Source organism: Haloarcula sp. CBA1131, from assembly GCF_008728975.1.
GTDB lineage: Archaea > Halobacteriota > Halobacteria > Halobacteriales > Haloarculaceae > Haloarcula > Haloarcula hispanica.
Genome location: NZ_RPCY01000001.1, coordinates 1,101,423 through 1,120,281 on the forward strand (window position 1 = coordinate 1,101,423; position 18,859 = coordinate 1,120,281).

The following is an 18,859-nucleotide window of genomic DNA, read 5'->3' on the forward strand; positions in this document are numbered from 1 at the left end:
TTTTCGTGTCTGTCCCGTGGGCGTCTCGCCCCAAGGACGCCCCATTTCAGGTCCTTTGCTGTGGACCACACCGGAACTATCGGTCCGCCCAGCGGATGGTGTCTGGAGAGTACGAGAACCCATCTCACATCGTCTGTATCAGCACTTTTGTGATGACGCTCGGCCCGGATAGGTCCCGCCGCCAATCACTCCCGTTCATCATACCATTGACGACGATAGCGACGGCGAAGAAGCGATGCCGCCGTCATGCGAACGGTTCGGGGTAGGCGTTTTGAGTCCGCCGGCCCTGGCACTGGATATGAGCGACGAGGAACCAGCGGAGAACATCAGCGGCGGGACCGCTGGCGGCGGCCAGTCAGCCACGTTCGACCCGGAAACGGCTGGGACGCGGGCCGAAGCTATCGTGGACCGCCTCGGCGAAATGTACTGGACGAAGACCTACGGCGGCCGGGACGCCTTCGAGTGTCTGGTCCGGACGATTCTCAGCCAGAACACCTCCGACAAGGCGAGCCAGCCGGCCCACGACGAATTGATGGCGCGGTACGGGAGCGGCGGCGGGGCTGCGAGCGGTGGCGGCACCGATGCTGACCTCGCCCGCGCGCTGGCCGACGCCGACCAACCCGAACTCGCCGAGACCATCTCCTCAGCCGGGCTCTACAACCAGAAGTCCGAGCGCATCATCGCCCTCGCTCAGCGTATCTGCGAGGAGTACGGCGGTGAGGCCGGGTTCGACGAGTTCGTCCGCGACAGCGACCCCGAGAAGGTGCGGTCAACGCTGCTCGACATGAACGGCGTCGGCCCGAAGACCGCCGACTGCGTCCTGCTGTTCGCGGGCGGTCGCGGCGGTGTGTTCCCCGTCGATACACACGTCCACCGCATCGCCCGCCGGATGGGGCTGGCCCCGCCCGACGCCGACCACGAGACTGTCCGCGAGTATCTGGAACGCGACGTCCCTGGGGAGAAATGCGGCTTCGGACATACCGCGATGATCCAGTTCGGTCGGGAGTACTGTAGCGCCCGGAAGCCGGCCTGTTTGGACGACCCCGACGCCTGCCCGCTGGCGGGCCACTGCGACCAGGTCGGCGTGTATCCGGCCGCTGACGAGGTCACCGACCCATCGGAAACGGTCTAACGCTTCACAGTACCCTGCAGTACTATCGTTGGGTGCTGATATCTGCACTCTCCTGTCAAAAATCGCACTGAATCACGTTTCAGGAAGTGCTTTAGTCCCCCGAAAGTGACAACGTCCGTATGTTCGGACCGGTATCCGACCGTGGGTTAGTGCGCCGGTACTACCTGTACCGTGCCACGATTTCGGTCGGATTCATAACTCCCATTTTCACCTTGTTTCTCCTGCGAACACTGACGTTCACACAGGTCGGTGTCCTCTCAGCGGTCTGTTCGGCGCTGTCAGTCGTCGGCGAGATACCAACAGGCTACGTCGGTGACAGGCTCGGGCGGCGTGCGAGCCTCCTTCTCAGCGTGCTGTTCACCGTTACCTCACTCGCAGGCTTCGTTCTCGCTTCGGGGTTTCTCTGGTACGGCTTCCTCTATGCGCTGTGGGCGCTGGCGCTGACGTTACGCTCGGGGAGTATGGATGCGTGGCTGTACGATACACTCTCTGAACGACTCGATAGCGGGCAGTTCAGCCATATCCGCGGCCGGGGTGACGCGATGCAGAACTGGACTGCGGCAGTCTCAATGGTTGTCGGTGGCCTGCTATACGGGCTGGACCCGATCTATCCGTTCGTTGCTGCGGTCGGTTTCAATAGCCTCGGGTCCGTCGCACTGCTTTCATTGCCGAAGAACCGGCAGTACGCAGACCGGGGTGGTGACTCTGACTCCGGCGACCGTCTCGATCCGCTGGAAACCGTCGCCGTCATCCGCACGCATCTGGCTCGACCGCCGCTCCGAGCACTGATACTGTACATCGGACTGTTCTATGCCGTGTTGAGCGTTTCTCACACCTACGTCCAGCCGATGGCGGTCGAGACGCTGGGGCCGTACGTCGCCACTCTCGGCGTAGAGGTCCCCGCTGGTGGTCCGATCGCGGCGGCGCGAGCAGGTGAGGCCGGCGCGGCGCTCGCGCTCGGACTGGGTGTGCTATACGCCGCCCTGACAGCAGTCTCGTCCGCTGGCGGCTACTACGCCGGCGCAATTGAGGCCCGTCTCGGCGTCCGCAAAGCCGTGATCGTCGTGCCAGCCCTGACGGCTGTCGCGCTCGTGGTACCGCTGTGGATTGCGCTGGTGGCACTACCGACGTTCGCGACAGTCCGAACCGCGAAGCCGCTGGTCCAGCCCATCGCAAACGGGTATATTAACGACCATGTCGAGGCGGTCGGGCGGGCGACGTTGCTATCAGCGGTCTCGATGTCGTATATGGCTCTCCGGACGCCGCTGGCACTTGCTGCTGGGGTGGCGGCGGATGCAACCACGGCGACCACAGCAGTTGCGGCGCTTGGCGGCCTGTTTCTCGTCGCTGGCGGCGCAGTCTGGCTGTTCGGGGCGATTGCGCCTGAGGCAGTGACTGCGTCCGGTGACAGGGCCAGCAAATCGGCATCATAGAGCCGTCGGCAGTCGGCCGGGCGTTCCGACCGGGTCAGGAGTATATCCCAGTCCCCTCCGAACGACAGCGGACTATCCCGACTACAACGCGGTTCGGTCAGTTTGTAGATTACGCCCGGTGGCCCCAGCGCTCGCCGTCCTCGGCGTAGCGGGCACTCACGATCCGGTTGAACTGGTCGTCGGACAGCGAGATGTCGGCCGCGCCGACGTTCTCGTCGAGCTGGTCGACGGTGCGGGCCCCGACGATGGGGACGCAGGTGATATCCGGCTGTTCGATGAGCCAGCGGAGCGCGACCTGGGCGGGGGTGGCGTCGAGTTCGTCCGCGACGGCGCGGAGTTCGTCGAGGACGTGCCAGCCGCGCTCCGAGAGGTAGAAATCCTCGAAGCGGTCGGACAGCGAGCCTCGGGAGCCTTCCGGCCCCTCGAAGGCCGTCGGGTCGTCGTCGTCCGTGCGCTCGTACTTGCCCGTGAGGAAGCCGCCGGCCAGCGGCGAGTACGGACAGACAGCGATGTCCTGATCGGCACACACATCGAGGTAGTCTTTCACGTCATCGCGGTAGCCGGCGTGGAAGAGCGGCTGTGTCACCTCGAAGCGTTCGTAGTCCTCGACGTCGCTCTTCCAGAGGGCCTTGGTCAGTTGCCAGGCGGCCATCGTCGACGCGCCGAGGTGGTGGACCTTGCCCGCGCGGACGAGGTCGTCGAGCGTCGACAGCGTCTCCTCGATGTCGCTGTGCTCGTCCCAGCGGTGGATGTAGTAGAGGTCGAGATAGTCCGTGTCGAGGCGGTCCAGCGTCCCCTCGATCTGTGCGCGGATGTGCTTGCGGCCGAGACCAGAGTCGTTGGGGCCGGGCTCGCCGCGACCGTCGAAGGGGAAGTACACCTTCGAGGCGATGACAAAGTCCTCACGGTCGTAGTCGTCGAGCCACTCGCCGATGTATTCCTCGCTGGTCCCGTTGGGGTTGCCGTAGACGTTGGCGGTGTCGATGAAGTTGATGCCCCGCTCCCACGCCGCGTCCAGCAGTTCGTGGGCCTCCTCGCGGTCGGTTTCGACGACGCCGCCGGTCTCCCGGCCGAAGCGCCAGGTGCCGAAACACAGCTGTGAAACCGTCGTTCCGGTCGAACCGAGTCTGGTGTATTCCATACCGGAGCCACGCGGGGCTACCCGAAAAAGGGGTTTGGTCGCGGCGAAGGCTGACCGGTACTCTACGACCGCTTCACGGACGCCGCGACGACCAGCCCGGTCACTAGGAGAAACGCCGTCAGCGAGAGGTTCGGCACGGTCAGGCCGAACACCCGGTACTGTATCTGGGCACAGCTAACCGCCCCGAGACCGCAAGTGGTCTGGCTTACCTGCAGCCAGGAGTGGTAGGCCGCGATGGCGGCCCCCGGCACCGCCAGCGGCAGCGCCGTCCGGACGACACCGGGCCGGTTCTCGACGGCGGCGACGCCGAGGACGACCACCAGCGGATACATGAGGATTCGCTGATACCAGCAGAGCCGACAGGGGGTCAGCCCGAGGCCCAGCGAGAGATAGAGGCTGCCGGCCGTCGCAACGGTGGCGACGGTAGTCGCCGCGGCCAACAGGAACCGGGCTCGGTCGGAATCGGATCGAGAATCGCCCACAGGGAAGCCAGCGTTTGCTGGCGGAAAAAGCGTTCCGAGAGTCGCCCTCTTTCTCGGCTCCCGCTTGACCGGAGCGCCAGCGCTCGCTTTTTCAGGCCTGCCGCCGACAGCCAGCGTATGCCTGATGATTCGGACCCCGAGGCGAACCTCGAACAGTGGAAGTCCGCGATGCAGGAAGAGCACGCTGAGGCCATCGCAAACCCCGACCCCGACGAGTCCCACCAGATCGAGGGGGTGGCACAGGTCACATATCGGGTGACCTTCGACTACGACGCCGCGGACGACGCGCTCGAACGGGCCAGCGCCGAGGAGGTCGACGACCTGACCGACCCCGAACTGCTCTCCTGTGCGTGTGGCGTTCGCGGGATGACGCCCGAGGAAGCCCGAGAGCACATGGCCGCCGCTGTCGAGCAGGCGTAAACAGGGACAGCAGTCTTCTCAGTCGTGGATGGTGACGCCGTTCTGATCGACCGAGATATCGAGCAGGCTGGTCACTTCGTAGTCGGTGTCGTCAAGCGCTGACTCGCCCTGTTTCCGGAAGACGACGACGATGTCCGAGATATCCGCCCCGATATCGTCGAGCGCCTCGCAGATGGAGGCCATCGTGCCGCCGGTCGAGAGCAGGTCGTCGACGATGAGCAGGTCGTCGCCCGCCTCGATGTCGTTGATGAACATCTCCGACTCGGAGTAGCCGGTGGTCTTGTGCAGCGGGACCTCGTCGTCGAGGCCGTAGGAACGCTTGCGGATGACCACGAGCGGAATGTCCGTCTGGAGCGAGAGCGCGGTCGCGATGTGGATACCCATCGCCTCCGGCGCGACGATCTTGTCCACGTCGAGGTCGGCCGCCCGCGTCACGCCGACGACGACCTCGCGGAGGAGTTCCGGCTCCAGCATCGGGACGCCGTTGCTGAGCGGGTGGACCAGGTAGGAGTATCCGTCCTTGTCGATGATCGGGGCTTCGTGCAGCGACTCGCGGAGCTTCTCCATGCCCCCGTTACCTGAAGCGGGACAATAAACCGTTCGAGGCTGGGCTGCGGTCTGTGCGTTACAGTATCATGTTGTGACTCGGACGGTCCACACAAACGACGAACCGAAAGCGACGGCGTCAGTCCGCCGTCGAGGCCGAACGGTCCTGTTTCGTCTCGAAGGGGCTGTCCTCAATGATGTCCCGGGCGGTGTGCTCGCCGCTGATAAGACACATCGGCATCCCGATACCGGGGGTCGTGTAGGCCCCGGTGTAGTAGAGCCCCTCGAGGCCGGCGCGGTGGCCGGGGCGAAGCGGCCCGGTCTGGAACAGCGTGTGGGCCAGCCCGAGCGCCGTCCCCTGGGGGTCGCCGAAGCGCTCGGCGAACTCGCTCACGCAGGCCGACTCCTCGACGACGATGCGGTCACGGAGGTCCACGCCGGTCTGTTCCGCGAGGTCGTCCAGCACGAACTCCCGGTACTCCTGTCGAATCTCGGGGCCGTCGTTGAGCCCCGGTGCGATGGGGACGAGGACGACGACGGCGTGGTGACCGTCAGGGGCGACCGTCTCGTCGGTCTTCGACGTGACCGAGAGATAGTAGGCGGGGTCGTCGGGCCACGCCGGACGGTCGAATATCTGCTCGAAGTGGTCGTCCCAGTCTGTCGGCAGCACCAGCGAGTGATGCGCCAGCGGACCCACGTCGCCCTCGATGCCGAGATACAGCATGAACGCGGATGGCGCGTAGGTCTGGTCGTCCCAGTGGTCCGGGTCGTGGTCGCGAACGGCGGGGTCGAGCAGATTCTGCTCGGTGTAGGCGGGGTTGGCGTTGCTGACCACGATGTCGGAGGCGACGACGCCGTCGTCGATAGTCAGTTCGAACGCCCCCGCCTCGCCGGCGATGTGCTGGACCTCGGTCCCGGTCCGGATGTCGACACCGAGTTCTTGCGCCAGCGACCCGAGGCTGTCGACGACGCCGGCGATGCCGCCCTCCGGGTAGAACACGTTTATGTTCAGGTCGACGTGGCTCATGATGCTGTACAGCGCCGGGGTGTTGTGTGGCGCCCCGCCCAGAAACACCAGCGTGTATTCGAGCAGTTGCCGGAGCTTCGGGTGGTCGACGTAGCGGCCGACGTAGTCGTCCATCGAGCCGAACAGCCGCGCCCGCGGCGCAAGCGGGAGGAGGTCGGTGTCGACGTAGTCACGCAGTCGTTCGCGGCCCTCGTAGACGACCCGGTCCATCGCCAGGTCGTAGTTGCGCTCGGCCGTGTCGAGATAGTCAGCCAGTGCGTCGCCGGCCCCGTCCTCGTAGGATTCGAACACCTCGCGGGCGTTCTGGCGGTTCGGTTGCATCGTCACGCGGTCCCCGTCCTTCCAGAACACCCGGTACTGGGGGTCCAGTCGCTCCAGTTCGTAGTAGTCCGCGGGCTCGCGGTCGAAGTGGCCGAAGAAGCGCTCGAACACGTCGGGCATCAGGTACCACGACGGGCCGGTGTCGAACCGGAAGCCGTCCCGTTCGAGGACGCCCGCGTGGCCGCCGAGGCGGTCGTGGCGTTCGACCAGTCGCACGTCGGCCCCGGCGTCAGCGAGATAGCACGCAGCCGAGAGGCCGCCGAAGCCGCCGCCGACGACGGTCACCGTCCGGTCGCGAGGGAGGCCATCACGCATAGCAGCCGCTAGCGACTATGACTGAAAAAGGGTTGTCTGGATTCTCAAGACCTCACAACAGACACTGTCATCATTAATCCACTGGGCCGTTCCCAGTTCGCTGGAATCGCTTGTCTCGTTTATTGTGAGTATTTCCCTAGGGCCACGATATGCCCACGACCGGCCTGGGGTCCGTCTGGCAGCGGCATCGGGACACCGACCGCCATCCGTCGCTCTGGCTCTCGCGGGCGAGCCTGCTGGTACTCGCCGTCACGTTCGGTCTCCTCGGCACCGTCGGCGTCAGGGTTCCGCTCCGGGCCCAGATGGTGGTGTATCTCGTCGGGATGGTCGCGCTCAATCTCCCCCACGGCGGGTACGAGCACTTCGAGAACCTCCGCCGCCGTCGCCCCTCGTTTCGCTGGCGGTACGTCGCGGTGTATCTGGCGGCCATCGGCGGGTTCGTCGGCCTGTTCCTCGTTGTGCCAGTCGCCGGCCTCGCGCTGGCGCTGACCGTCGCCATGGCGAAGGGCGGAATCGGCGGCCTGCAGGTGCTGGAAGCCACGAGCGGCACCGAGCACCTCAAGACCCGGTTCCAGCGCGGGCTGGCGGCGGCCGTCCGCGGCGGCGCGGTGATGCTCGTCCCCATCGTGTTCTGGCCGGAGACGTTCCACGCGTTCAGTGCGCTGATGGTCGGGCTCGTCGAACCTGGGGCGCTCTCGTCGTATGCAGGCTTGTTCGACACGACCCGGCTCGTCATCGGGTCGAGCTACGGGCTCGCACTGACGGCGCATATCCTGCTTGGCTACGTGCGCGGCGGCGGCCGCTCCTGGCTTGTCGACGCCGGGGAGTCGCTGCTGCTCGCGGCGTATTTCGCGTTCGTTCCGGTCCTCGTCGCCGTCGGCCTGTACTTCCCGTTCTGGTACTCCGCTCGGCAGGTGGCGCGGACGGCATCCGTGGAACAAGAGCCGGTCGGCGACGAGCGCTGGGACCTGCTCGGCGGCGCGGACGCCTCGACCGTCGCACTGCGCGCCTGGGTCGTCCTCGTCGTCGGGGCGCTGGCCACCTTCGGCGTCCTCGCCGCCGTCTACTGGGCGTTCCCGAACCCACTGGGGGCGAGCGACCTGCTCCCCGGCGCGGTGGCGTTTTGGAGCGTGTTCATCAGTATCGTCGCGCTCCCGCACATCATCGTCGGGTCGGTCCTCGACCGTGACCGGGGTATCTGGTACGTGCCGTGACGGCGCAGTATTCGGAGACAGCCACGGCGTCGGTCCACAGATGACTAGGTTTCTGTAGCTGGCGAACGCCTGCGTCGGTATGTCCGAATTCCGCCCTGTCCCGACGACTGACCGCGAAGCCTGCCAGCGGATACTTCAGTACGCGTTCGCGCCCGAAACGGGTCCGGTGACGCCGGACCCCGATAGTGACTGGCCGCCGTCGCTGTTCGACCAGCGGGGCCTCTACGACGGTGACACGCTTCGAGCAGTCTGCAAACTGTACCATCTCGACACGACCGTTCGCGGCGAAGCGGCGACGGTCGGCGGCCTCGGCGCGGTTGCGACGCCGCCCGAACACCGCCGAAAAGGATACGCCGCCGACCTCTGCCGGCACGCCTTACACGAGTACCGCGAGGCCGATGTCGGGTTCGTCACCCTCTGGCCGTTCTCGACGCCGTTCTACCGCCGCCTGGGCTGGAGCACGGCGAACACATATCGCCGCTTCGATCTGCCGCCGTCGGCACTTCCAGACCACGACACCGCCGGACAAATGGTCCGCCTCGACGCCGACGACTGGGAGCGTCTCCGTCAGGTTGAGTCCGCTTCAGCCGCCGGGACGGCGCTTTCGCTCCGCCGCTCAGAAGCGTGGTGGCGCGAGCGGACGCTCGCCGACTGGGACGACGACGGCGTCCCGTACTGCTACGGTTACGAACGCAACGGTGACCTCCGTGGGTACGTCGTGTACACCGTCGCGGACGATGCCGACCGCACGCTCTCGGCCACACAGTTCGCGGCCGCCGACGAGGAGGCCCGCCGCGAGCTGTTCGCGTTCCTCGGGACCCACGGCGCACAGATAGAGCGCGTCACGCTCCAGTTGCCACCCGACGCCGACCTCCTCCATCGCGTCGACGACCCTGGCGCGGTCGACTGTACCGTCGAGCCCGGGCCGATGGTGCGGCTGACCGACATATCTCATCTTGAACGCCTCGACTGGCCCGATGGGGGCCTCGACTGCACGCTCTCGGTCAGCGACCCGCTGCTCGACCGCAATGACGGTCTGTTCGAACTGTCAGTGAGCGGCGGCACTGCGACAGTCGACCCGCGTCCAGCCAGCGATTCGGCGGCCGACGTGAGCGTCGACATCGCGACCCTCTCTCAACTGGCCGTCGGGACCCATGGCGTCGACGCCGCCGAACGAGTGGCCGGCCTGGAGATACGCGACGACTCGGTTCGGGACCCGCTCGCTACCGTGTTCCAGTCCGAGCCGGTGTATCTGGGCGAGTTCTTCTGAGAGCGTTCCCCAAGACAGCTCCTCCCAGTCGACGCTCACTGGCGAGCTTGGGGGCGGAACCGCTAAGCGAACTCGCTGGGAAGGGGCCACTGAGTGTCACCACGATGCCACTAGACGAGATGCAGACAATCGGCGTCCTCGGCGGGATGAGTAGCGAGTCGACGCGGACCTACTATCGGCGTATCGACCACAGAATCAACGACGTACTCGGCGGGCACAGTGCAGGCGATATCGTCATCCGGAGCGTCAACTTCGCCGCCATCGAGCAGTGTATCCGTGACCAGGCCTGGGACAGCGCCGCGTCAATCCTCGTCGATGCGGCGCTGGACCTGGAGGCCGCCGGAGCCGACTTCGTAGTGATGGCGACGAACACGATGCACCGGGTCGCGCCCCAACTGGTCGAGGCACTCTCGGTGCCGTTCCTCCACATCGTCGACGTGGCGGCGGAGGCAATCCGTGCTGCGGGCATCGAGACCGTCGGCGTCCTGGGGACGGACGCCGTGATGTCGGGGGCGTTCTACCACGACCGGTTCGCGTCACACGGCATCGAGACGGTCGTCCCCGACCCGAGCGCCCGTGAGGATGTCGACCGGATTATTTTCGATGAGCTGACCGCCGGCGAGGTGCGCCCCGACTCACGAGCGCGGTATCTCGACGTCATCAACGGGCTGGTGGAGGCGGGGGCACAAGGGATTGTCCTCGGCTGTACCGAAATCGAACTCCTCGTCGAACAGTCGGACTGCCCCGACACGCCGCTGTTCGACACGACGGCGCTGCACGTCGAGCGAGCCGTTGACCGAAGCCTGGCGGCCGTCGTGGACTGATGCCCTTGTAGACGGGCGGCACTCCGTGACTGGCCCTGTTCTCGTCACCCGGGTCTGGGACCGGCTCAGTCGGTGGTCGGGGTGTCGCCGTCGTTCGCTCGAATCCGAACCGTCGAGATACGGGTGCCGTCGACGCTTGTCACCTCGAACGCGTGTCCGGCCGCTTCGGCGGTATCACCGACTTCCGGCGCGCGGTCGAGATGACTCAGTACCAGCCCGCCGACGGTTTCGACTGCGTCGCTGTCGAGGTCGACACCGAGGGCCTCACTTACTGTCGACAGCGGGACGCCGCCGTCGGCGTCGTAGCTCCCGTCGCTTCGCTTGCGGATGGCGTGTTCGCGGCCGTCGACGTCGAACTCGTCGCGCAGGTCGCCGACGACGGCCTCGACCACGTCCTCGATGGTCGCGATGCCTTCGAGCGACCCCCATTCGTCGATGACCGCGGCCATCTGCCGGCGGTCTTGCCGGAACTGCAACAGGAGGTCGTTGATAGCGGTCGTCTCCGGGACGACCGGTATCTCGTGGGCGATATCGCCGGCAGTCGTGTTTTCGTTGCCTTCCTCGCCGGCCCGTAGCACGTCCTTGACGTCGATGAACCCGACGATCTGGTCGCTGTCGTCGGCATCGACCACCGGATAGCGGGTGTGTCCCTCGTCGAAAACGACTGCCCGGATATCCGACAGCGTGGCGTCGGCCGGCACGCTCACGACGTCGGGGCGCGGGACCATGACCTCCCGGACGACCGTATCGTCGAGGTCGAACACGCGCTCTATCATGTCGACCTCCGCCGCGTCGATGTTCCCCTCTTCGCCGGACCGAGCCAGCACCCGGCGTATCTCACGCTCGCCGAGCGTCTCGTCCGTTTCCGAGGCCGGCGGGACGCCGAGCAGTTGCGTAAAGGCGTTCGCCGAGCCGTTGAAGACGACGATACCAGGATAGAACAGGTAGTAAAACAGCTTCATCGGCGGTGCGAGCAACAGTGAGAGCCGCTCGGTCTGGGCAATCGCGAACGTCTTCGGTGCGAGTTCGCCGAAGACGACGTGGAGGAACGTGATGATTGTAAACCCAATCGCGAACGCCACGAGGTGGAGGAGGGTCTCCGGCAGTATCGGTGCCAGAACAGGTTCCAGCAGCGCCGCCACGGCGGGCTCACCGACCCACCCCAGCCCCAGCGAGGCGAGCGTAATCCCGAGCTGGGTCACCGCGAGGTAGTTGTCCAAGTCCGCCATCACTGCCTGGAGCGAGCCCGCACCGGCTTTCCCCTCGTCAGCGAGCTGTTCGACAGAGGTGCCGCGAACGCGAACGAAGGCGAACTCCGCGGCGACGAAAAAGCCGTTCAGTCCCACGAGTACCAGCGCCAAGACGAGCTGTGCCGCCGAGAGCGCGAGGTTTACCATCGCAGCCTCCGGACGGCGAGCGGCGGTGTGTTCATACACACCCATCTCCGTCACCGTACTAAAGTGCTGGAATGTCCGCGCCCGTACCGCCGTCGCCTCCCTCAGCGGTACGCGGCGCGGACAGTGTCCGCGACGACACCGGGCTTCCGGTAGTGTTTGGTCACCGGGGGGACTTCCCGGTCAAGGTCGAGCATCTCGTAGACGGCGGTCATCGCCGACCGGACCGAGTACTCGACGGTGAACACCACGTCCCGCGGCTGTTCGGCGTACTGTCCGAGGAACGCCAGGTTGTTCGACCCGTCAGGAACGACTTCGGGTCGGTCACCGGGCTCCCGGGGCTGGAAGTGCGCCGTGATGAACGGCATCATCGCCGGGATGCAGGTCACGTCGTCGAGTAGCCCCGGGAGCCGGTCCTCGCACTGCAGGTGGTAACACAGCTCTTGGAGGATCTCCCGGCCGGTACACTCGGACATCGGTTTCTCCACGTAGTTCCCCTCGCGGTCCGGGAACAGCGCGTAGCCCCAGAATACCTTCACGTCGTCCGGCTGGTTCGCGAAGTGTGGCTGGGCGGCGACGACTGTCGACAACAGCCAGTTCGACCCGAGGTAGGTGACGAGCCCGTTGCCCGGTTCCTCGTTCGTGAAATCGACGATGTGGTCGAACAGCTCGGTGTTGTGCAGGGTGACGGTGAACGACTCCCACTTCGTCTCCGTGACGTTGTCCGCGAACACCGACGGGTTGCCGAACTGTGGGTTGTCCTCGGCGATGGATTTCCACAGCTCCCACGACGCCCCGGTTTCGTTCAGTTCGGGGGCCTCGTCCATCCCGCCGATGGACGAGCCGTCGGTCATCGACCCGTTCGTCACGAACACGAGGTCGGACGGCTCGACGGGGACCGTCTCGGTGCCGCTGTCGGTCTCACAGTAGAGCCGCTCGACGGTACGCCCCGTCCGCGACGGGACGATATCCATATCGGTCACCTCGTGGCCGTACTCGAAGGAGACGCCCCTGTCTTCGAGCCAGCGCCGGAGCGGGAGGATCATCGAGTCGTACTGGTTGTACTTCGTCCGGTCGATACCTTCCATGGTGTGCAGGCGCGGGAACTCGTGCAGGAACCGGTACATGTACCGCCGGACTTCGGCGACGCTGTGCCACGGCTGGAACGCGAAGATCGTCGCCCAGACGTACCAGAAGTTCGTCTCCAGGAACGACTCGTCGAACCACTCTTCGATGCGCGTGTCACCGAGTCGCGGTTCGGGCGTGAGGAGCAACCGAGCTATCGACTGTCGATGCTGGCTCGTCAGTCCGTACTCGCCCGCGTCGATCCGTTCGCCCTCGTGCATCAGCCGCGTTTTCGCGTACGAGGGGTGCGCTTCGTTGAACTCGTCCATCACGTCTTTGACCGACCGCGAGTCGTCTTCGAGCGACGGGATGGACTCGAAGAGGTCCCACGTACATTCGTACGCCGGATAGTTGAACATCCTGCCGCCCCGGATCAGGTAGGCCTCGTCCGGGTCGCCAGCGCCGTCCATCGCGCCACCGACGACGTCCAGCTTTTCGTAGACATGGATGTTTTCGCCGGGCATATTGCCGTCCCGTACGAGGAACGCCGCCCCAGCGAGGGAGGCAATACCGCCGCCGACGAAGTGTGCGTCGCGGTCAGTGACGTGTGGGTGCTGGTGGATGGTCATTTTGGGTCACCGTCATGTAGTACTACGCAACTCCCAGCCCTAACCGTTGCCAACATATGTACAGCAGTTTATAAGAGGGGACATCTCGCCGACATAGCCGCGCTCCGGGTAGCCCGCTGTCACTGTTCGGAGCTGGCAATCGTGTGGTCGATCAGCTGGTCCGTTCCACGTCGGAGACGCTCCGAGATCGCGGACGTGGTCGCGTCGAGTTCTGCCGAGAGTTCCGTCAGGTCTGCTCCGCGAGGGACGGCGAAATAGCCCAGTCGGTGGGCTGCCAGCAGCGCCTCTCGTTGCGGGGCGGTGAGTCCGTAGTCATCGCCGCCGTGTTCCGTCTCGCAGAGCCGATGCGGGCGGAACGTGACGCTGCTGGACTGACAGGCGTCCCGGAACGCTTCGAGGTCCGCTCTGTCGGCGAACTGCGTACTCACCTTCCACCCGTGTTCGGTCACGAGCGCACCCATCGGATACGTCTGCCGGTCGACGAGCTGGGTGTACATCTCGACGTAGTCCGTATCGAGGACGATCCGATAGCGGGACTCGACGATAGCCGAGTCCATGGCGACAAACTCCACGACGGACTCGTCGCCGAGCAACGCCGATTCGAGGGCATCCGGTTCGACGCCTGTCGCGGAGAACACGAGTGCCGGCTCCGCGGTCGTTCCGGAGACGACGGTGTCGACGATCAGCCGGGTGTCCAGTTCGGCAGCGACCGCACACAGCGGCATATCCGCGGACTGCAACTCGAACTCACAGATGACGCTCATATGTGTTGCTCGCCCGACCAAAATAAAGGCGTACTGGGGATTCCCACGCGCCGAAACCGACCGGCGAGGTCGGAGCCGCTCGACGAACATCCACAGGCGGAGCAGGCCGAGGCGGTTCACGCTGTCCCTGCAACGCGGATTGCGACTCCATCACTGCTCGTACTGGGACGCGTTGCGCGTTGTGGTGGATACACGCGGCGAAACGGTACAGGAAAACGCGTGTGCCGAACCGCTCCGAGCGTCAGTCTGTGCTCACGCTGTTGTCGATCAGCGGTCTCGGGATCGCTCGGTTTCGTCGACAGCGACGTCAAACTCCGACAGGAGCGCCTTGAGCTGCTCGGCCTGCCCGCTCAGCGATTTGATACTGTCGTTGATCTCCGACATCGAGGCCGCCTGCTCCTCTGCGGCGGCGGACACGCTCTGTACCTCATCGGCAGTGGATTCACTGAGGTCGGCGACTTCCTCGGTCATCGATACCGCTTCTTCAGTACTGGCGGCCTGATCGTCAGTGGTGTCGCTGATCCCCTGGACGCCGGCGTCCGTTTTGTCGGCGTACTCCGACACTTCTGTGAACGCTTCCATGACCTCTTCGACCGCACTGATGCCTGCTTCCATCGACTCCTCAGCGACTCTGGCCTCGTCGACAGTCGTCTCCGTCTGGGACTGGACATCGGTAATGAGTTGCTCTATTTCGGTCGCCGATGCCTGCGTTTCCCCGGCGAGTTCCTTGACTTCGTCGGCCACGACGGCGAACCCTTCGCCGTCTTTGTCGGCACGAGCAGCTTCGATGTTCGCGTTCAGCGCGAGCATATTCGTCTGCTCGGCGATGTCGGCGATCAGCTCGACGATGGTGCTGATTTCCGCCATCTGCTCGTCTAACTGTTCGACGTTCTCGACAGTCGTGTCGATTGCCTCCTGTACTCTGCGTGAACTTTCGAGCGCGTCTCTGGCCGTGTCTTCGCCCTTTCGGGCGACGTCAGCGGTCTGATTCGAGTGCTCCGCAACCGAGTCAGCGGACGCAGCTACCTCTTCGATAGCTGCCGAAAGGTCAGTCATCTCTCCCGAGACTGTGTCCAGCATATCGCGTTGCTCGTCGGCGGCAGCCGCGATCTCCTGAACCGATTCGCTGACCTCGCCGCTCGCACGCTCGGCGTCAGTCGCCCCGACTTCGGCCTCCTCGCTGGCGGCTGTGACGGTCTCCGCGAACTCCTGAATGTCGACGATAGTGCGTTCCCACTGTGCGAGCATATCGTTGAACGACGACGCGATAGCCGCCATCGCCTCGTTGTCGGTCTCGCTTTCGGGGAGACGCCGGGTCAGGTCACCGTCCGCGCACGCTTCCATCACGTCGCTGTATACCTCTGCTTGCTGTTCGAGTTCCGCCGCGAGCGTCTCAGCCTCTTCCTTTGCCTGCTCGGCGCGGGCTCGCTCTTCTTCCGCCTCCTCCTGGGCGTCTGTTGCTTGCTCACGGGCAGCCTCGGCTTCGTCGATTTTCGAGACGAGTGCGTCGCGCATACTCCCGATAGACGTGAACAACTGACCGATTTCGTCCCGGCGAGAGCTCGAAACGTCGACATTGTACTCTCCCTGCTCGATGGCAGTAGCGGCCGCAGAGAGCTGTTGCACGGATGTCGCCGTGTTCCGTCCAATCGTTCCACCCACGACGACAACGCCACCGAGCGCGAGCAGGATGAACGCCAGGATATCGGTCCGAATCTGCTCGCTCAGCGCGAACGCGTTCGCCGCAGGCGTGTGCTTGATGACGACCCAGTTTGTGCCGGGGATGGTCGCGTACGCGGCGACGTGGTCGGTGTCAAGCACTGCGTCCTTCGCTGGCGTGTCGGTAAAGGTGCCCTGTTCGGTAGCCGTGCTGATCTCCGGGATGTCGGACTGTGACTGGTTCGGGATGTACGGCTGTCCGACGGCATCGGTGCCGGCGTCGGAGAACAACACCTCAGTCGAACTCGATGTCGGGCGGACCACCTGTGTGAACGTCCCGTCGATACCAGTGCTGAACTGCTTGCTCAGGTCGCTGGCGTCGTACTCGACCACGAGTACGTGCGTGAAGTCGGCGGCGACACTCATCGAACTGACCACTCGCTTGCCGTTCGCGTTCGTGTACGGGTTCGATGAAACCACTGTGTCGCGGCCGATAGACCGAGTCCGGTCGACCCACGGATGTGCGTCCGATGTGACACGCGTTCCGCGGAGCGTTTCGTCAGTACTCGCCACAATCTTTGCCTCCCCCGCTGTGCCGACAGTGGGGTCTGCAAGGTGGACGGCAGCGACGCGGTCGGACTGGAGCTCATCCGCGGCGAGCCGTTCCGTGTAGGCCTGCTGGTCTTCGCGCGTCGCGTTGAAACCGAGCAGCGGATTGTTTGACGCGACGAGCACCGGCCGTTCGTTGCGCTCAATCCACTCGTTCAACAGGCCGGACTCGGCGTTGACCTCCTGTACGAGCTGTTGTGCCGTGTCGTCTTCGAGTGTGGCAGTTGCGTTCCCCTGCACCCAGAACCCGCCGGCCGCGATGAGTACCACGATCACGAGCAACGCAACAGCGAACTTGACGAGGTACGACCGGACTGGCAGCAGCGCAACGGCTTTCACTCGCTCCAGCGCTGTCGTGTCCGAGGCCGCTGACGCTGTCGCGTCTGCTGATTCGTCGTCACCGTCGCCTGAATGTGCTGTAGATTCTTCCATACTGATTCAGATGAAGCCGTTGGCCGTGAGGTGGTCAACAACCGCCTGCTGGCTGCCGACCTCGGTTGCGTGACTGTTCAGCTCTTGCATCGTTTTCGCGTCCGGAATGGCGTCCGGCATCTTGTTCAGCGCCGACACCACGGCGTCCGTCGCGACGTCCTCGTGAACGACGCCGACCGGGTGGAAAAACGGCCAGAAGTTCCGGTCGTCATCGAGGTACACGATGTCTTCAACGGTTGTGAGCCACGCGCTGGTGCTGTACCCGAAGCTGAGATCGGCGTAGCCTTCGTCGACAGCCGTGCCAGCCGCCTGCGCCGACGCCGCCTCGATGAACTCCTGTTCTGCCTCCCAGCGCTCCACATGCTCGCCCTCAAACCCGTAGTATTCAAGCAAAGCATCGAAGCCGTCGCTACGAGTCCTGAATCCGTCGCCAAACGCCGGTCTAATGTCGTAGTTCCCGTCGTTGACGTAACCGGCGAGGTCACTGATTGTCTCGATACTGGTCCCTTCGATAGCGTCCTCGCGGATGAACACGGCCCATGTGTTCTGCCAGTCCGCGCGGTCGAGAATCCGTATCGGGTGTTCCGACTCCATCTCGGACTTCAGCGCTTCGTACTGCTCGTCAGGTGTCTCGAAGTCGGCTTCGTCGTGCTTGGGCGGGTGCGCAGCCCACAGTGACCCCATGTAATCGTAGTACGCGTGGATGTCGCCGGCCTGATACGCTTCGGCGTGTGCAGCGTTCCCGCCGAAGCCGGTTTCGTCCACAAGACTCACACCCGTGTTGTTGGCGAGCAATTCGTAGGCGATGTACCCGAGGTTCAACTGCTCTGTGTAGCCTTTCGAGCTGACAACGACTGACAGCGAGCCGTCGGTCGACCCGGCGGCTTCGCCCCCGCTTTCGGCTGTACTTGATTCCGTCTCTCCGCCAGTCGAACAGCCGACCAGCGTGGCTGTTCCGCCAGTTGCGAGCATCCCGAGTAACCGTCGCCGGCTCCCAGTCCATGGCTCTCCTCTCTCATCTATCATTGCTCAACCTGAGCTAATGATAGTCAAAAAACCGTTGCCGAGAATATCAACATTGATAGCAAAACAATAAAATCGTGTACAATTTAGTCCCTAACTGTTGGGGATCTCCACAGAGGGACTCTCTACAGGAGAGTCATCGCAGTCGCTGTCGTCCCAGATCCAGATCATGTCAGTTGCAACCGAACCGCAGAAATACCCGTGGCAAACGGTCGTCAGCTACAGCTACCAGTTGGGGTAAGAGCCTCGGCACTCAAGACTCACAATCTATCCATAGTGAATGTGTTTACAGCGTCTATAGAGTCCACTCATCCCGTTACTGTTCGTCCAGCATCTGGATGCCGCGCTCCACAACCGCCTCGGTCACGAAAAGACTCGTCTCACGCTGGAGTGCTCGCATACGGGATGCCGCTTCGTCTCTGTCGAGCAATCCGCGACCATACCCGAGCGCGATAACGCCGATAGAACCGCGTACTTCGACGCCCGCGTCGGATGCTGTCTCTCGGGCGGCGAGATCGTCGGTTAGAAGAACAACGCCCCGCTCTATTGCGACCGCAATCGCGGCGCATTCTCCGGCGTCCAGTTCCTCAGTTCCGACTCGGCTTTCGTCGGCTTCGACGAGTTCGTACGAGAGGTCGACCACCCCGTCCGGAACACCACCGGCGTCGACCTCCTCGTAAACCGTCTCCGGGACAAGGAGCGTGTCAAACGTCGAGAGCAGTTCGAGTGAACCGCTTTCGGCGAGGTGAATGAGCGGTCCTGCGTCCGAAACGGCCGCAGGCGTCACGCGTTCAAGCCCCAGTCAACGTCTTCCTCGACGACCTCACGCTCTCGCTCCGCTCGCTCGACTTTCGTCCGCCCGACGTGCTCGATGGCTTCCTCGCGGTCGAGTTCCCCATCGAGGTACTGTGCGAGCACGAGGTCCTCCCACAGGTCTTCGAGCCCGCGTTCGAGTGCCCGCGCGAACACTTCGGACTCCGGAAGGCCGCGGGCCTCCGCGATTTCTCGAACACGGTCGGAAATTTCGGCGGCCATACTATACGTTTGCTCGGCACCGTTCATAAATCCGCGTCTGCCAGTCCGGCGCAGCCCTGACCGGGGCCTATGTCTACTGTGGCCACAACCAGACTGCCCCAGAGACAACTTCTACCGTCAAAAA

General features: G+C 64.3%; 17 protein-coding genes. 6 read left to right on the forward strand and 11 right to left on the reverse strand.

Translation table 11 applies throughout. The features are described 5' to 3' along the window. Positions 1 to 298 precede the first annotated feature (298 nt). The gene (nth, locus tag Har1131_RS05705) at positions 299 to 1,132 is read left to right on the forward strand and encodes an endonuclease III (RefSeq protein WP_014041112.1); all 834 of its coding nucleotides are present in this window, start codon (positions 299 to 301) and stop codon (positions 1,130 to 1,132) included. Between the two features lie 119 nt (positions 1,133 to 1,251). Beyond that, positions 1,252 to 2,565, forward strand: a complete 1,314-nt coding sequence (locus Har1131_RS05710) for an MFS transporter (RefSeq protein WP_064288832.1) — start codon at positions 1,252 to 1,254, stop codon at positions 2,563 to 2,565. 109 nt (positions 2,566 to 2,674) lie between these two features. Here the strand turns inward: Har1131_RS05710 and Har1131_RS05715 are convergent, their stop codons facing one another. Then, positions 2,675 to 3,706: an aldo/keto reductase gene (locus Har1131_RS05715; RefSeq protein WP_050036963.1), complete on the reverse strand. Its 1,032-nt coding sequence runs from the start codon at positions 3,704 to 3,706 to the stop codon at positions 2,675 to 2,677. Positions 3,707 to 3,768: 62 nt separating this feature from the next. Further along, complete coding sequence (locus Har1131_RS05720) at positions 3,769 to 4,188, reverse strand: disulfide bond formation protein B (RefSeq protein ID WP_014041109.1); 420 nt, start codon at positions 4,186 to 4,188, stop codon at positions 3,769 to 3,771. A gap of 117 nt (positions 4,189 to 4,305) precedes the next feature. Between Har1131_RS05720 and Har1131_RS05725 the strand changes: the two genes are divergently transcribed. After that, a complete protein-coding gene (locus tag Har1131_RS05725; RefSeq protein WP_014041108.1) occupies positions 4,306 to 4,608 on the forward strand; it encodes a hypothetical protein in 303 nt (100 codons plus the stop codon). Between the two features lie 18 nt (positions 4,609 to 4,626). Here the strand turns inward: Har1131_RS05725 and hpt are convergent, their stop codons facing one another. Beyond that, positions 4,627 to 5,175, reverse strand: a complete 549-nt coding sequence (hpt, locus tag Har1131_RS05730; protein ID WP_014041107.1) for a hypoxanthine/guanine phosphoribosyltransferase — start codon at positions 5,173 to 5,175, stop codon at positions 4,627 to 4,629. 118 nt (positions 5,176 to 5,293) lie between these two features. Next, the gene (locus tag Har1131_RS05735) at positions 5,294 to 6,817 is read right to left on the reverse strand and encodes an NAD(P)/FAD-dependent oxidoreductase (protein WP_050036961.1); all 1,524 of its coding nucleotides are present in this window, start codon (positions 6,815 to 6,817) and stop codon (positions 5,294 to 5,296) included. A gap of 149 nt (positions 6,818 to 6,966) precedes the next feature. Between Har1131_RS05735 and Har1131_RS05740 the strand changes: the two genes are divergently transcribed. The 3 genes from Har1131_RS05740 to Har1131_RS05750 all read left to right on the forward strand — a co-directional run bounded on the left by Har1131_RS05740 (position 6,967) and on the right by Har1131_RS05750 (position 10,125). Next, positions 6,967 to 8,031, forward strand: coding sequence for a Brp/Blh family beta-carotene 15,15'-dioxygenase (locus Har1131_RS05740; RefSeq protein ID WP_151145448.1), 1,065 nt, complete (start codon positions 6,967 to 6,969; stop codon positions 8,029 to 8,031). A 79-nt stretch (positions 8,032 to 8,110) separates the two neighbouring features. After that, the gene (eis, locus tag Har1131_RS05745) at positions 8,111 to 9,301 is read left to right on the forward strand and encodes an enhanced intracellular survival protein Eis (protein WP_151145451.1); all 1,191 of its coding nucleotides are present in this window, start codon (positions 8,111 to 8,113) and stop codon (positions 9,299 to 9,301) included. A 104-nt stretch (positions 9,302 to 9,405) separates the two neighbouring features. Continuing rightward, entirely contained in the window at positions 9,406 to 10,125 is a 720-nt protein-coding gene (locus Har1131_RS05750) for an aspartate/glutamate racemase family protein (RefSeq protein WP_225306778.1), read from the forward strand. Between the two features lie 65 nt (positions 10,126 to 10,190). Here Har1131_RS05750 and Har1131_RS05755 read toward each other — a convergent pair whose 3' ends face one another. The 7 genes from Har1131_RS05755 to Har1131_RS05785 all read right to left on the reverse strand — a co-directional run bounded on the left by Har1131_RS05755 (position 10,191) and on the right by Har1131_RS05785 (position 18,735). Further along, positions 10,191 to 11,567, reverse strand: a complete 1,377-nt coding sequence (locus Har1131_RS05755) for a hemolysin family protein (RefSeq protein ID WP_050036958.1) — start codon at positions 11,565 to 11,567, stop codon at positions 10,191 to 10,193. Positions 11,568 to 11,623: 56 nt separating this feature from the next. Continuing rightward, a complete protein-coding gene (locus Har1131_RS05760) occupies positions 11,624 to 13,213 on the reverse strand; it encodes an oleate hydratase (RefSeq protein WP_050036957.1) in 1,590 nt (529 codons plus the stop codon). A 119-nt stretch (positions 13,214 to 13,332) separates the two neighbouring features. Next, complete coding sequence (locus Har1131_RS05765; protein WP_151145454.1) at positions 13,333 to 13,977, reverse strand: helix-turn-helix domain-containing protein; 645 nt, start codon at positions 13,975 to 13,977, stop codon at positions 13,333 to 13,335. A gap of 267 nt (positions 13,978 to 14,244) precedes the next feature. Next, positions 14,245 to 16,677 carry a methyl-accepting chemotaxis protein gene (locus Har1131_RS05770; protein ID WP_225308080.1) on the reverse strand — a complete coding sequence of 811 codons (2,433 nt, stop codon included), beginning with the start codon at positions 16,675 to 16,677 and terminating at the stop codon, positions 14,245 to 14,247. Positions 16,678 to 16,683: 6 nt separating this feature from the next. After that, entirely contained in the window at positions 16,684 to 17,703 is a 1,020-nt protein-coding gene (locus Har1131_RS05775) for a glycine betaine ABC transporter substrate-binding protein (RefSeq protein WP_044951992.1), read from the reverse strand. A gap of 313 nt (positions 17,704 to 18,016) precedes the next feature. Then, positions 18,017 to 18,487 (reverse strand): hypothetical protein, encoded by a 471-nt coding sequence (locus Har1131_RS05780; protein WP_014041098.1) that lies wholly within the window; start codon positions 18,485 to 18,487, stop codon positions 18,017 to 18,019. After that, positions 18,484 to 18,735, reverse strand: coding sequence for a hypothetical protein (locus Har1131_RS05785; RefSeq protein WP_014041097.1), 252 nt, complete (start codon positions 18,733 to 18,735; stop codon positions 18,484 to 18,486). Before Har1131_RS05785 ends, Har1131_RS05780 begins: the two co-directional genes overlap by 4 nt. Between the last annotated feature and the right edge of the window lie 124 nt (positions 18,736 to 18,859).

Excerpts from the sequence above, each read along its gene's own strand:
- Har1131_RS05760 (WP_050036957.1), bottom strand. The coding sequence starts at position 13,213 with ATGACCATCCACCAGCACCCACACGTCACTGACCGCGACGCACACTTC.
- Har1131_RS05775 (WP_044951992.1), bottom strand. The coding sequence starts at position 17,703 with ATGATAGATGAGAGAGGAGAGCCATGGACTGGGAGCCGGCGACGGTTA.
- Har1131_RS05710 (WP_064288832.1), top strand. The coding sequence starts at position 1,252 with ATGTTCGGACCGGTATCCGACCGTGGGTTAGTGCGCCGGTACTACCTG.
- Har1131_RS05715 (WP_050036963.1), bottom strand. The coding sequence starts at position 3,706 with ATGGAATACACCAGACTCGGTTCGACCGGAACGACGGTTTCACAGCTG.
- Har1131_RS05785 (WP_014041097.1), bottom strand. The coding sequence starts at position 18,735 with ATGGCCGCCGAAATTTCCGACCGTGTTCGAGAAATCGCGGAGGCCCGC.
- Har1131_RS05740 (WP_151145448.1), top strand. The coding sequence starts at position 6,967 with ATGCCCACGACCGGCCTGGGGTCCGTCTGGCAGCGGCATCGGGACACC.
- Har1131_RS05735 (WP_050036961.1), bottom strand. The coding sequence starts at position 6,817 with ATGCGTGATGGCCTCCCTCGCGACCGGACGGTGACCGTCGTCGGCGGC.
- hpt (WP_014041107.1), bottom strand. The coding sequence starts at position 5,175 with ATGGAGAAGCTCCGCGAGTCGCTGCACGAAGCCCCGATCATCGACAAG.
- Har1131_RS05750 (WP_225306778.1), top strand. The coding sequence starts at position 9,406 with ATGCCACTAGACGAGATGCAGACAATCGGCGTCCTCGGCGGGATGAGT.
- nth (WP_014041112.1), top strand. The coding sequence starts at position 299 with ATGAGCGACGAGGAACCAGCGGAGAACATCAGCGGCGGGACCGCTGGC.
- eis (WP_151145451.1), top strand. The coding sequence starts at position 8,111 with ATGTCCGAATTCCGCCCTGTCCCGACGACTGACCGCGAAGCCTGCCAG.
- Har1131_RS05770 (WP_225308080.1), bottom strand. The coding sequence starts at position 16,677 with ATGGAAGAATCTACAGCACATTCAGGCGACGGTGACGACGAATCAGCA.
- Har1131_RS05755 (WP_050036958.1), bottom strand. The coding sequence starts at position 11,567 with ATGGGTGTGTATGAACACACCGCCGCTCGCCGTCCGGAGGCTGCGATG.
- Har1131_RS05765 (WP_151145454.1), bottom strand. The coding sequence starts at position 13,977 with ATGAGCGTCATCTGTGAGTTCGAGTTGCAGTCCGCGGATATGCCGCTG.
- Har1131_RS05725 (WP_014041108.1), top strand. The coding sequence starts at position 4,306 with ATGCCTGATGATTCGGACCCCGAGGCGAACCTCGAACAGTGGAAGTCC.